This window comes from Burkholderia crassaminum (assembly GCF_964265005.1).
Classification (GTDB): Bacteria; Pseudomonadota; Gammaproteobacteria; order Burkholderiales; family Burkholderiaceae; genus Burkholderia.
In genome coordinates this window covers 1322939-1335587 of the sequence record NZ_OZ183800.1, presented here as the reverse complement: position 1 = coordinate 1335587, position 12649 = coordinate 1322939, and the positions used below count along the sequence as shown (strand labels likewise).

Sequence of the window (12649 nt, the reverse complement as noted above, 5' to 3'; positions counted from 1 at the left end):
GCAGCGCACCCGGCAACACGCGTGCGCGTCGGCTTACGGTGATGCGCTTTCGTCACCCGCCCTCACCCGATTACAGAGGAGACCTGCGCAATGGTGAGGAGGTTCGGGAGCCGCGCCCCTGCATTCCCGGCGACGCGACTGGAACCCGATGGCACAATCACGGTCCCTTTCATGTGCCCTTCACCGGGCGCGCGCCGCATCGCGGCGCCGATTCAACGCACCAGAAGGCCCCTGTTTGCCCCTATGACCCTGAACGAATCCTGGTTTGCGCCGCTCGTCGGCATCCTCATCCTGCTGGCCGCCGCCGGCGCAATCACCGCCGTCGTCCATTTCCTGCTGTTCCGCGTGGTCGCGCGGCTCGCGCGGCTTTCCGCCACGCGTGTCGACGACGCGCTGTTCGAGTTCGGCGCATTCAAGTGGCTGAACCGCATCGTCCCGTTCGTCGTGATCAAGCTCGGGCTCGGCGCGGTGGCCGGCATCCCCGAGACGGCCGCGCAGGCCGCCGACAAGGTGCTGTTCGCGCTGATCGTGTTCCTCGTGACAATGACCGTCAGCGCGACGCTTTCGGCGCTCGAGCACACGCATCGCACGTACCAGCGCGATCAGCGCGACCAGCCGCACCTGTCGCTGAAAGGCGCGATGCAGCTCGTCAAGCTCGTGATGTTCATCACGGCCGCGCTCGTCGTGATCGGCGACGCGACCGGCAAGCAGATCGGCCTGCTGCTGTCCGGCATCGGCGCGATGTCGGCGGTGCTGATGCTGATCTTCAAGGACACGCTGCTCGGCCTCGTCGCGGGCGTGCAGCTGTCGTCGAACGACATGCTGCGGATCGGCGACTGGATCACGATGCCGTCGGCCGGCGCGGACGGTACCGTCATCGACATCACGCTGAACACCGTCAAGGTCGCGAACTTCGATCACACGATCATCACGGTGCCGACGTGGAAACTGATCACCGAGAGCTACCAGAACTGGCGCGGAATGACCGAAGCGGGCGGGCGCCGCATCAAGCGCGCGCTGTTCGTCGACGCGACGAGCGTGCGTTTTCTGTCGAACGACGAGATCGAACGGCTCGAACGCCTGACGCTGCTGAAGGACTATCTCGAGGACAAGGTCGACGCGATCGAGCAATGGAACGGCACGCTCGGCGCGGCCGGCGACTGCCCGGCGAACCGCCGCCAGTTGACCAATCTCGGCACGTTCCGCGCGTATGTCGCGAACTACCTGAAGGGCCATCCGCGCATCCGCCGCGACATGACCTGCATGGCGCGCCAGTTGCCGCTCACGGCCGAAGGCATCCCGCTCGAACTGTACTGCTTCACCGATACGACTTCGTGGGTCGACTATGAAACCATCCAGTCCGACCTGTTCGATCACCTGATCGCGGTGCTGCCGGAGTTCGGGCTGCGCGTGTACCAGCACCCGTCGGGCTTCGACATGCGGCAGATGGCCGGTGCGGCGCAAACCGGATTGCAGGCGCAGCGCGCCGGTTGACGCACGCCACACGGCGGCCGGCCACCGGCCGCCGCCTGCCGTCGGGCGCGGCCGCATTTACCGCGCCGCGCACTCCGACGCGAGCCGGCCGAGCACCTTCAACGCGTCCTCGATCTCCCGCGACCACGGATAGCTGTAGTTGAGCCGGATGAAGTTCCGGTAATCGGTTCCCGCCGAGAACATGTGGCCCGGCCCGACCGTGATCCGCTGCGCAAGCGCGAGCGTGTAAAGTTTCATCGCATCGACCTGCTTCGGCAGTTCGACCCACAGCACGTACCCGCCCTGCGGCTGCGACAGCCGCGTGCCCTCCGGAAAGAAGCGCCGCACCATCGCGCTCATCAGGCTCGCCTGCTGCGCGTACTGCTTGCGCATGCGCCGCAGGTGGAAATCGTAGCCGTCGTATTTCAGGTACTCGGCGATCGCCAGTTGCTCGATCGCGGGCGTCGCGAGCGTGTTCAGGAATTTCAGCTTCTCGACCTGGTCGCGGTAGCGGCCCGGCATCGCCCAGCCGATCCGGTAGCGCGGCGACAGGCTCTTCGTGAACGACGCGCAATGCAGCACGAGCCCGTCGCGATCGAACGACTTCAGCGCGCTCGGCGTCGTGTCGCCGAAATGCAGCTCGTGATAGACATCGCTCTCGATCGCCGGCACGCCGTGCTTCGCCAATAGCTCGACGAGCGCGCGCTTGCGTGCGTCGGACATCTGGAAACCGAGCGGATTCTGGAAGTTCGGCATCACCATGCACGCGGCGATGCGTTCGCGTTCGAGAATCCGTTCGAGCGCGTCGAGATCGATGCCGTCGCCCGGGTGCGTCGCGACTTCGAGCGCGCGCATGCCCATCCGCTCGATCGCGTGCAGCATCGCGTAGAACGTCGGCGACTCCACCGCGATCGTGTCGCCCGGCTTCGCGACGGCCTGCAGGCACAGGTTGATCGCCTCGGTCGCGCCGATCGTCATCACGATCTCGCCCGGCTCGACCGCGATCCCGCGCTCCGCATAACGCCGCGCGATCTGACGGATCAGCTCCTGGTTGCCGGGCGGCAGATCGTCGATCACGCCCCAGCGCGTGCGGCGCCGCCCGATCGCCTGCGCATAGCGCGCGAGGCGCTGCACCGGGAATTGCGAAGCATCGGGATACGGCGAACCGAGGGGCACCGCGTCGTCGCGTGCGATCGAGCGCAGCGTCGACAGCACCAGCCGGCTCACGTCCACGGCCGACGGCTCGGCCGTCGGCGCCGACGTGTGCAGCTCGGCCTCGGCCGGCGCCGCCGCGCGCGCCCGCACGAAATAGCCCGACTGCGGCCGGCTCTCGATCAGCCCGCGGCTTTCCAGCACGAGGTACGCGCGCAGCACGGTCGTGACGCTGAGCTGCTGCTGCCGGCTCGCCTGCCGCACCGACGGAATCCGCTCGCCGGGCCGGTACACGCCACGCTCGATCTGCGCCTGGAGATCGTCGGCCAGTTGTTCGTAACGCTTCACGCGCCTCCCTTTCAACTTCCCTTCAACAACACAGTTGCGATCCGCACTGTGCGAATGGCCGAAACTGTACTCTTTTTTGAAGTGAACAGGTGTACACACAGCCGGACGGGGGCCGCGCGTACTCTGCAGCCATCGACCCCGACACCCGCTGCATCATGAAAAAGAAATCCGCTACCGCGCGCATCGAACCGTACACCCACCCGGCCGCCGGCTGGGGCGCGCTGAAGGCCGTCACGATCAACCTGATCAAGGAAAAGGTCGCCGGCGGCAACTACCGCACACTGCTGCGCCAGAACCAGCCGGACGGCTTCGACTGCCCGGGCTGCGCATGGCCCGACCGCCAGCACGCATCGACGTTCGAATTCTGCGAAAACGGCGTGAAGGCAGTGGCCGCCGAAGCGACCAGCAAGCGCGTGACGCCCGACTTCTTCGCCGCGCACACGGTCACCGAACTGCTCGAACAGTCCGACTTCGAACTCGAACAGCACGGCCGGCTCACCGACCCGATGGTGTACGACGCACAGACCGACCGCTACGTGCCGATCGCATGGGATGACGCGTTCGAGCTGATCGCACGCCACCTGCGTGCGCTGCCCGACCCGAACCAGGCCGCCTTCTACACGTCCGGCCGCGCAAGCAACGAAGCGGCGTTCCTGTACCAGTTGCTGGTGCGCCTGTACGGCACGAACAACTTCCCCGACTGCTCGAACATGTGCCACGAGGCGACGAGCCGCGGGCTGCCGGCCTCGGTCGGCGTCGGCAAGGGCACCGTCACGCTCGACGATTTCGAACACGCGGACACGCTGCTGATCTTCGGCCAGAACCCGGCCACCAATCACCCGCGGATGATGGGCGAGCTGCGCGAATGCGCGAAGCGCGGCGCGACGATCGTGTCGATCAACCCGCTGAAGGAACGCGGCCTCGAACGCTTCGCCGATCCGCAAAGCCCGATCGAGATGCTGACGATGTCGGGCACCAAGATCGCGTCGACGTTCATCCAGCCGACGATCGGCGGCGATTTCGCGCTGATCAAGGGGATGGCGAAACGTGTGCTCGAACTCGACGACGCCGCGCGCGCCGCCGGTGCGCCGCGCGTGCTCGACACCGCGTTCATCGGCGAGCACACGGCCGGCTTCGACGCGTTCGCCGACGATCTTCGCGCCGAAAGCTGGTCCGCGCTGACCGCCGAAAGCGGTGTGCCGTACGAGCAGATCGACAGCCTCGCACAGCTCTATGCCCGCAGCGAACGCGTGATCGCGACGTGGGGCATGGGCATCACGCAGCACAAGCATTCGGTCGCGACCGTGCAGATGCTGACCAACCTGATGCTGATGCGCGGCAACATCGGCCGCCCCGGCGCGGGCCTGTGCCCGGTGCGCGGCCACTCGAACGTGCAGGGCAACCGCACGGTCGGGATCGAGGAGAAGCCGTCGCAGGCGTTCCTCGACCGCCTCGGCCACGTGTTCGACTTTGAACCGCCGCGCCACCACGGCCTCGACGTCGTCGAGACGATCGAAGGGATGCTCGAAGGCCACGTGAAGGTGCTGATCGGCCTCGGCGGCAACTTCGCGATGGCGACGCCCGACACGCCGCGCACGTGGGAAGGCATGCGCCGCTGCGACCTCTCGGTGCACATCACGACGAAGCTGAACCGCAGCCACCTGATCCACGGCCGCGACGCGCTGATCCTGCCGACGCTCGGCCGCACCGAGATCGACCTGCAGGACAACGTCGCGCAAGGCGTGACGGTCGAAGATTCGATGAGCATGGTCCACGTGTCGTACGGGATGAACAAGCCGGCGTCGCCGAACCTGATGTCGGAGCCTGCCATCGTCGCGCATATGGGCCACGCGCTGTTCGGCAGCGGCAAGATCGACTGGCTCGCGTACAAGGACGACTACGCGAAGATCCGCGACGCGATCGAGGCGACGCTCGACGGCTTCTACGACTACAACACGCGTATCGCGCGGCCAGGCGGTTTCCACCTGCGTGTCGCGTCGCGCGACCGCGAATGGCTGACGCCGACGGGCAAGGCGAACTTCATCGCGCACGCATTGCCGACCGACACGCCGATCCAGCGCGCCCGCGCACAGCACGGCGAACGCCTGATGACGCTGATGACGACGCGCTCGCACGACCAGTACAACACGACCGTCTACGGGCTCGACGACCGCTATCGCGGCGTGTTCGGTCAGCGCCGCGTGGTGTTCGCCAACCGCGACGATCTCGCGATGCTCGGCCTGAAGGCCGGCGAATGGGTCGACATGGAAACCGTGTGGCACGACGGCATCGAGCGGCGCGCGGACGGCTTCCTGCTCGTCGAGTACGACATCCCGCGTGGCTGCATCGGCGCGTACTACCCGGAAACCAACCCGCTCGTGCCGCTCGACAGCGTCGGCGACGTGTGCAACACGCCGACGTCGAAGTCGATTCCGGTGCTGCTGCATCGCGCGGCCGCGCCGGCGTCGATCGCCGCCTGACGGAGCGCGGCGATGATCGTTCGTCCACGCGAGCACTGGCTGCGGATGCTGCTCGTCTGGAACGGCTCGGTGCTGCCGACCATCCTGCCGCAGCTCGTGCTGACGCTCGCGATCAGCCTCGTCGCGGTATGGGGCGGCGGCCGGGTGCTCGGCGAGAAGGTGCCGCTGAACCCGACGCCGTTCACGCTGATCGGCCTCACGCTCGCGATCTTCGCGGGGTTTCGCAACAATGCGAGCTACGAACGCTACCGCGAAGGCCGGCAGCTGTGGGGCGGCGTGCTGACCGCCACGCGCACGCTGGTGTCGCAGGCGCTCTGCTACGGCGCGATCGACGAGGACGACGCCTCGCGGCAGGCGTTCGTGCGCAAGGTCGTCGCGTTCGTCTATGCGCTGAAGCATCAACTGCGCGGCACCGATCCGGCAGCCGACCTGCGCACGCTGCTCGACGGCGCCACCGGTACGCGCATCGCTGCCGCCCGGTATGCGCCGGTCGCGATCGTTCACGAACTGCGCGAAGCATTCGCCGCGCGCGCCGACGCCGGCCGTCTCGCCGACACGCGCCTATGGATGCTCGACGCGCGCCTCGACGAGCTTGTCGCGATGGTGAGCGGCTGCGAGCGCATCGCATCGACGCCGATCCCGTTCTCGTACGACGTGCTGCTGCACCGGACCATCTATGCGTACTGCGTGCTGCTGCCGTTCGGCCTCGTCGATTCGATCGGCGCGGCCACACCGTTCGTCACCGTGTTCGTCGCCTATACGTTGATCGCACTCGACGCGATCGCGCATGCGATCGCCGAACCGTTCGGCGACGGGCCGAACCATCTCGCGCTCGACGCGATGACGCGGATGATCGAGCGCACGCTGCTCGAACTGAACCGCGAGCCGCTGCCGGCGGAAGTGACGCCCTGCAAGGCCTATCGCCTCAGTTAATGCGCGGGCCGCTGCTCGCGCGTCGCTCCGCCCGTCAATCCCGGCGGCCGCGCAGGAAGCCGTCGTGCGCAGCCGCCGTCTCCGCGATCGTCCGCAGCAGCACGACGCCGCGCAGCAGCGCGCGGCCGTCGTCGCTGTCGACCTCGGTCACGCGCCGCAGCATCATGCGGGCCGCCGCATCGCAGGCCCGCTCGAGCCGGGCGAAATCCGCGTGCCCGACCCGCCCCCGCACCAACGCGACCGCACGGCACGCCGCCGGCTCGCGTGCCGCCAGTTCTGCCAGTGCCAGCAGGCTGTCGCCGATCGTCCAGGCCGCGAGCAAATCGCGCAGGTCGCGCTCGATGAGGGTGGCGGGCAGACGGCCCGCGAAGCCGAGCTCGCGCCCGAGACGGTCGGCCGTGCGGCTCAGCCACGCGCTCGCCTGCCAGGCTCGTGGGTTGCGTGCAATGCGCGCCAGGTCGCCGCGCACCGCGCGATGCAGGCGCCGCCGGCTCGTGCCGGGATCGCCGGGAAACACGAGCGCGAACACTATCGCCCCGAACGCGATGCCGAGCAGCGTGGCAAGCGCCGAATTGAGAAAAGCGGCGTCGCCGATGCGCGCCGTATTGTCCGGCGACGTGAAATTCCAGAAGAAGATCGAGAAGCCGCTGCCGATGCCGGCCGTGCGCGGATGGCGCATCGCGATGCCCGTGCCGACCATGAACACGCCGAGGATGTACGCGAGCATCTCGAAGCCCGACACTGCCGGCAGCAGCACGAAATTGCAGAGGGCGCCCGCGACCGCTGCGCAGACGGCCCCTTTCAGGAAGCCGACGGTGGCGCCCACCGAGTTCGGGCGCGTCGAGAACAGCGCGCAGACCACGCCCGTGATCGCGACGAACCCGGCGCCCGACGGCCACGCCGTCACGATCCAGAGCGCCGACGCGACCAGCACCGCGATGAACGCGCGAATCCCGTTGTGCCATGCGAGCACCGGATCGCGGTGGAACGCATAGCGCACGCGCGACGCCGGCGGATCCGGCCGGTCCAGCTGCGCCTTGCCCGCAAAGGCGGCGTCGAACCCGGCAAGCAGCGCCGCCAGCCGGTCGAGCGTGAGCAGGCGCGACGGGTCCGAGCCGGCCGGCTCCGCGGCCTCGGCGCGCACCGCGTCGTCCACGCGCGCCCGCAATGCGGTCAGCGCGGCGCCCGCTTCGCCCGACGCCGCCACGCCGTCGAGCACCTGCGCGGCATCGTCGACCAGCGGGTCCGGCGTGCCGCCGCTGCGTGCCGCGTGCTCGTGCAGCGCCTGCCCCGCGGCCTGCGCGGACAGCACACCCAGCACCGCCGCGCGCAAATGGCCGTTCGCGTTGCGCACCGGTGGCGCGCCGGCGGCCGCATACTCGGCCGCCGTGTCGAGTTCGAGCGCGTCCGCGAACAGCCGGTGCACGTCCGCGCCGTTCGGCTCGCGGCGCAGTGCGCCCGCGCCGACCACCACCGCGCGGTCGAGATAGCGCTTGAGCCGCGTACGAACCTCGTTCAGCGGCGCGCCCGGCGCGAAGACCGTATCGAACAGCGCACCGCACAGGATGCCGACCACCACGTACAGGAACCGTGCGACCGCGATGTCGAACGCATGCAGCGGCGCGGATACCGCATCCATCGCGATGATCGCGGCCGTATAGCCGGCGAGCACCGCCGCGTATGCGCGGAAATTCCGCTGGAACGTCGCGACGCCCGCGCACAGGCCGATCCACGCGGCGAGCGCCGGCAGGAACAGCTCGGGCGTCTGCGCGAATGCACCGGTCAGCACGAGCGCGACGGCCGCGCCGATCGCGGTGCCGAGAATCCGGTACTGGCTCTTCGACAAGCCCATCCCGCGGCTGCCCTGTGCGACGATCCACACCGTCGATGCGGCCCATTTCGGGTCGTCGAGATTCATCCGGAAGGCAATGTAGAGCGCGAGCAGCGAGGCGGCCGTGTTGCGCAACGCGAAGCCGATCGCGCCGGGCGGCAGCGTGGGCCGTGCGTCGCGCAGCGCGGTGCGGACAGCCGCGAGCGGCGGCAGATGGGGTAAGGCGAATTTCATGCGGCGAGCATACGGGCGCGCACCGCCGCCACTAAGAGGCGCGGACGGGATGCGTTATTGCACCGGGCAGGATAATCGCCGCCGCACGAAGCGATCCGGCCGGCGAAGGTAAGATGCGCGCAGGCCGAACACTGAAGCACCCCGTATGGACTTCGAAAGCATCCGCATCTTCCTGCGCGTGGTCGAGCGCGGCAACTTCACCGCCGCCGCCACGCACCTCGACATGCCGCTCAGCCGCGTGAGCCGCAAGGTCAAGCAGCTCGAGGACGATCTCGGCGTCCAGCTGCTGTACCGGACCACGCGGCGCGTCTCCGTCACCGAGGCCGGGCGCGACTACTACGAGCGCTGCCTGCGCGCCGAGGACATCCTGCTCGACGCGGACCGCCAGGCCCGCGCGCTGCGCACGGCGCCGGAGGGCACGCTGCGCGTGCTGGTGCCCTACTCGATCGGCCTGTTCGAACTGGAGCCGGCGCTCGCCGAATTTCGCCGGCGCTACCCGCTCGTCCAGCTCGTGCTGATCTATGACAACAGCCCGCTCGATCTCGTCGAGCACGGCTTCGACGTCGCTCTGCGCGCGGGCGAGCTGACCGACTCCAGCTACATCGCGCGCTCGCTCGGCTGGTCGCAGGCGAAGCTCGCCGCGAGCCCCGCCTATCTCGACCGCGTCGGCCGGCCCGCCACGCCGCAGGACCTCGCGCAGCACGACCTGCTGCTCGTCGGCCGCGACGCGCCTGGCCTGACGCTGCGGCTCACCAACGCGGCCGGCGAAGTTGCCGACGTGCCGGTGCGGCCGGTGCTGATCACCAACGAATCGGTGACGGTGCTGCGCCAGGCCGCGAGCGGCGGCGGCATCGCGCTGGTCTCGACGCACTACACGGCCCGCCGGCTCGAACGCAACGAACTCGAAATCGTGTTGCCCGACTGGCACCGGACCGACGACGTCGAGCTGCACGTGCTGTACCCGCGGCGCGCGACACTCGACAGCAAGGTGCGCGCGTTCGTCGATTTCCTCGCGGAACTGTTCACCGCATGGCGAACCGCACCGTAACCGGCACGGTTCGCACACCGATTATTGCGCGACGCGAAATCGATTAATGAGCCGGCCCGTGTTGATGGCGGCTCGCCACATCGTTAGCCTGTCGCGATGCACAACAACTCCACCCGCGACGGCAGCCGCCTGACCGCTGCCCGCAGACGCGTCACCCGCGTCCCGCCTTCCTGACCGGCCGCATCCCGCCTTCCGAAGCCCGCCACGGCTTCGTGCACCCGATCGAGCAGCCCGTCGCACGCGTCGGCCCGATGTAGCGGGCCGCATCGCCCGCGCCGTGCGCCCTTCCGTTCAGCAGCCGAGCCGCGCCTGCGTCGCCTTCGCGCGCGCGTGCGCGGTGGCCCGTGCCCGCCGCAACGGGACGCATCCGTTACGCACATTACGCCCACATTACGCCCATCACGCAGGAAACCCATGTCCTCTCCGTCAACTCCAGCCCCGCTGTCGGGCGGCAAGCTCGCGATCGGCACGATCGCGGTATCGCTCGCGATGTTCATGAACGTGCTCGACTCGTCGATCGCGAACGTCGCCATTCCGACCATCTCGGGCGACCTCGGCGTGTCGGTCGACGAGGGCACGTGGGTCATCACGATCTTCGCGGCCGCGAACGCGGTGTCGATTCCGTTGACGGGCTGGCTCACGCAGCGCTTCGGCCAGGTACGCCTGTTCGTCACGTCGATCCTGCTGTTCGTGTTCGCGTCGTGGCTGTGCGGGATCGCGCCGAACCTGCCGACGCTGCTCGCCGCGCGGATCCTGCAGGGCGCGGTCGCCGGACCGCTCGCGCCGCTGTCGCAGGCGCTGCTGCTCGGCGCGTGGCCACGGCAGAAATCGGCGAGCGCGCTGGCGCTGTGGTCGATGACGGCGCTCGTCGGCCCGATCGCGGGGCCGTCGCTCGGCGGCTGGATCACGTACGACTACAACTGGTCGTGGATCTTCTACATCAACATCCCGGTCGGCTTCTTCGCGGCCGCCGTCACGTGGATCGTGTTCCGGGATCGCGAATCGGCCACGCGCCGCCTGCCGATCGATAAGGTCGGCCTGTTGCTGCTCGTGCTGTGGGTCGCCTCGCTGCAGATCATGCTCGACAAGGGCAAGGATCTCGACTGGTTCAACTCGCCCGTCGTCGTCGCGCTCGGCATCGTCGCGCTGATCGGCTTCGTGTTCTTCCTCGTGTGGGAGCTGCACGAGGCCAACCCGATCGTCGACCTGCGGCTCTTCACACAGCGCAATTTCGCGGGCGGGACGATCGCGATCTCGGTCGCCTACGGGATGTTCTTCGGCACGCTCGTGCTGCTGCCGCAGTGGATGCAGGGCTATCTCGGCTACCGCGCGGTCGATTCGGGGCTCGCCACCGCGCCGCTCGGGGTGTTCGCGATCCTGCTCACGCCGGTCATGGGGCGCCTGCTGCCGCGCACCGACCCGCGCTACATCGCGACGCTCGCGTTCGTCGGCTTCGCGGTCGTGTTCATGATGCGCACGACCTTCTACACCGACGTGTCGCGCTGGGATCTGGTGCTGCCGACGCTGCTGCAGGGCATCCCGATGGCGATGTTCTTCGTGCCGCTGACGGCGATCATCCTGTCCGGGCTGCCGCCGGAAAAGATCCCGGCCGCCGCCGGCCTGTCGAATTTCGGCCGCACGTTCTGCGGCGCGGTCGGCACATCGCTGATCAGCAACGCATGGAACGACCGCACGATCCTGCATCACGCGCGGCTCACCGAACAGGCCAGCATCAACAACCCGACCTTCACGCAGCAGGTCGACACGACGCGCTCGCTGCTGCACCTGAGCCCCGATTCGGCGTTCGCATTCTTCAACGCGTCGGTCGATTCGCAGGCGGCCGTGATGGGGCTGAACGACATCTTCTATGTATCGGCGATCATCTTCATCGCGATCATTCCGCTGATCTGGATCACGAAACCGTCGCGCTCGGGCGGCGGCGATGCCGATGCGGCGGCGGCCGGCGCGCATTGATCCGCATGCGCGACGATCGGGCCCCGTGCTGCGCACGCCGGGGCCCGTGCCGCCACGCGCCGACGTAATAAAGACTTGCAATCGATACAGGCGGAAACGTCAACAGCCGGTGCCCGCTCCGCGTTTTTTGTACAAGCGCCCACGATCCGGACGCGCAACGACAGGAGAAAACACCATGCGAGCCTTTACCCGCCATCTCGCGATTGCCGCCACCCTGATGTCGGTGCTGACCGGCACCGCGTTCGCCGACACGCCGTGGCAACAGGCGCATCCGCGCCGCGAAGAGGTCAACCAGCGCCTCGCAAACCAGAATCGCCGGATCCATCACGAAGTGAAGGAAGGCGAGATGTCGCACGCACAGGCCGCGCGCCTGCATCGTGACGACCACAAGATCCGCCAGGAAGAGCGGGACATGGCTGCGCAGGATCACAGCCACATCACGAAGAGCGAAAAGCATGTGCTGAACCAGCAGGAAAATGCGGTCAGCCACCAGATCGGCCAATAAGATCGACAACACCGGCAAGTGCCCATTCGCCACCACCTGAAACGCCCGCTGCCGCCGCGCGGCAGCGGGTGCTTGTTGTGTATCGAATCGTTTCAACGCGCCAACGGCTTCAAACGCTGCGGGTATACTCCGTCGTCAGCCGCCTGTCGCATCGTCATCCGTCTAAAACGGCCCGATTCCGGGCGGTTTCGTCGCGAAGCTTCGCGTTTCGCCTACCCCGCGCCCCAGCCTCGATACGAGACACACGACGACCCACCATGAAACGATTCCTGCTGCTCCTTCCCGCCGCCCTGCTCGCCGCCTGCGGTTCCGCGCCGTCGTCCGACTCGGCCGGCTCGTCCGGCGCGGCGCCGATGATGTACGTGTCGTCGCAACGTCCGGCCTACGCGATCGCCAACTGCCTCGACAGCCGCCTGCCGGGCACCGAGCAATCGCAGCACAACGGCGTGACCGATATCGCCGTCGGCTCGAACTCGTACTTCGTCACGCTGACGCCGTCGGGCAACGGTTCGGTCGTCAAGGTCGTGCGCGGCTCGGGTAACGAGCCGCCCGAGGAAGCGATGCGCTTCGCGCTCGCGCGCTGCCTGATCTGATCCGAACCCTGCCGATGCCGGGCGCCCGCCCGGCTCGCTCCTGCGCGCCAGCCCGCCGGCGCGCACGCTGAATATTTT

Annotated in this window: 9 protein-coding genes; 7 read left to right on the top strand and 2 right to left on the bottom strand. The window is 68.1% G+C overall.

The window, feature by feature from the left end; translation table 11 throughout:
* Positions 1–243 precede the first annotated feature (243 nt).
* Positions 244–1494, top strand: coding sequence for a mechanosensitive ion channel family protein (locus tag ACPTTF_RS23075; RefSeq protein WP_423368358.1), 1251 nt, complete (start codon positions 244–246; stop codon positions 1492–1494).
* Positions 1495–1551: 57 nt separating this feature from the next.
* Here the strand turns inward: ACPTTF_RS23075 and ACPTTF_RS23070 are convergent, their stop codons facing one another.
* Positions 1552–2973 carry a PLP-dependent aminotransferase family protein gene (locus ACPTTF_RS23070; RefSeq protein ID WP_423368357.1) on the bottom strand — a complete coding sequence of 474 codons (1422 nt, stop codon included), beginning with the start codon at positions 2971–2973 and terminating at the stop codon, positions 1552–1554.
* Between the two features lie 155 nt (positions 2974–3128).
* Here ACPTTF_RS23070 and ACPTTF_RS23065 point away from each other — a divergent pair, with 155 nt between their 5' ends.
* Both ACPTTF_RS23065 and ACPTTF_RS23060 read left to right on the top strand, forming a co-directional pair.
* A complete protein-coding gene (locus tag ACPTTF_RS23065; protein WP_423368356.1) occupies positions 3129–5453 on the top strand; it encodes an FdhF/YdeP family oxidoreductase in 2325 nt (774 codons plus the stop codon).
* Between the two features lie 12 nt (positions 5454–5465).
* Positions 5466–6386, top strand: coding sequence for a bestrophin family protein (locus ACPTTF_RS23060; protein WP_423368355.1), 921 nt, complete (start codon positions 5466–5468; stop codon positions 6384–6386).
* A gap of 34 nt (positions 6387–6420) precedes the next feature.
* On the opposite strand, the gene ACPTTF_RS23055 is transcribed toward ACPTTF_RS23060, so the two are convergent.
* Positions 6421–8451: an FUSC family protein gene (locus tag ACPTTF_RS23055; RefSeq protein WP_423368354.1), complete on the bottom strand. Its 2031-nt coding sequence runs from the start codon at positions 8449–8451 to the stop codon at positions 6421–6423.
* Positions 8452–8596: 145 nt separating this feature from the next.
* Between ACPTTF_RS23055 and ACPTTF_RS23050 the strand changes: the two genes are divergently transcribed.
* From ACPTTF_RS23050 to ACPTTF_RS23035, 4 genes are all read left to right on the top strand, one after another.
* Positions 8597–9499, top strand: a complete 903-nt coding sequence (locus tag ACPTTF_RS23050) for a LysR family transcriptional regulator (protein ID WP_423368353.1) — start codon at positions 8597–8599, stop codon at positions 9497–9499.
* A 414-nt stretch (positions 9500–9913) separates the two neighbouring features.
* On the top strand, positions 9914–11473 hold the full coding sequence (locus tag ACPTTF_RS23045; protein WP_423368352.1) for a DHA2 family efflux MFS transporter permease subunit: 1560 nt from the start codon (positions 9914–9916) through the stop codon (positions 11471–11473).
* A 175-nt stretch (positions 11474–11648) separates the two neighbouring features.
* Positions 11649–11978, top strand: a complete 330-nt coding sequence (locus ACPTTF_RS23040) for a hypothetical protein (RefSeq protein ID WP_166951736.1) — start codon at positions 11649–11651, stop codon at positions 11976–11978.
* A gap of 257 nt (positions 11979–12235) precedes the next feature.
* Positions 12236–12571, top strand: coding sequence for a sugar ABC transporter ATPase (locus ACPTTF_RS23035; RefSeq protein ID WP_166951733.1), 336 nt, complete (start codon positions 12236–12238; stop codon positions 12569–12571).
* The last annotated feature ends 78 nt before the right edge of the window (positions 12572–12649 follow it).

Excerpts from the sequence above, each read along its gene's own strand:
- ACPTTF_RS23035 (WP_166951733.1), top strand. The coding sequence starts at position 12,236 with ATGAAACGATTCCTGCTGCTCCTTCCCGCCGCCCTGCTCGCCGCCTGC.
- ACPTTF_RS23065 (WP_423368356.1), top strand. The coding sequence starts at position 3,129 with ATGAAAAAGAAATCCGCTACCGCGCGCATCGAACCGTACACCCACCCG.
- ACPTTF_RS23060 (WP_423368355.1), top strand. The coding sequence starts at position 5,466 with ATGATCGTTCGTCCACGCGAGCACTGGCTGCGGATGCTGCTCGTCTGG.
- ACPTTF_RS23050 (WP_423368353.1), top strand. The coding sequence starts at position 8,597 with ATGGACTTCGAAAGCATCCGCATCTTCCTGCGCGTGGTCGAGCGCGGC.
- ACPTTF_RS23040 (WP_166951736.1), top strand. The coding sequence starts at position 11,649 with ATGCGAGCCTTTACCCGCCATCTCGCGATTGCCGCCACCCTGATGTCG.
- ACPTTF_RS23055 (WP_423368354.1), bottom strand. The coding sequence starts at position 8,451 with ATGAAATTCGCCTTACCCCATCTGCCGCCGCTCGCGGCTGTCCGCACC.
- ACPTTF_RS23045 (WP_423368352.1), top strand. The coding sequence starts at position 9,914 with ATGTCCTCTCCGTCAACTCCAGCCCCGCTGTCGGGCGGCAAGCTCGCG.
- ACPTTF_RS23075 (WP_423368358.1), top strand. The coding sequence starts at position 244 with ATGACCCTGAACGAATCCTGGTTTGCGCCGCTCGTCGGCATCCTCATC.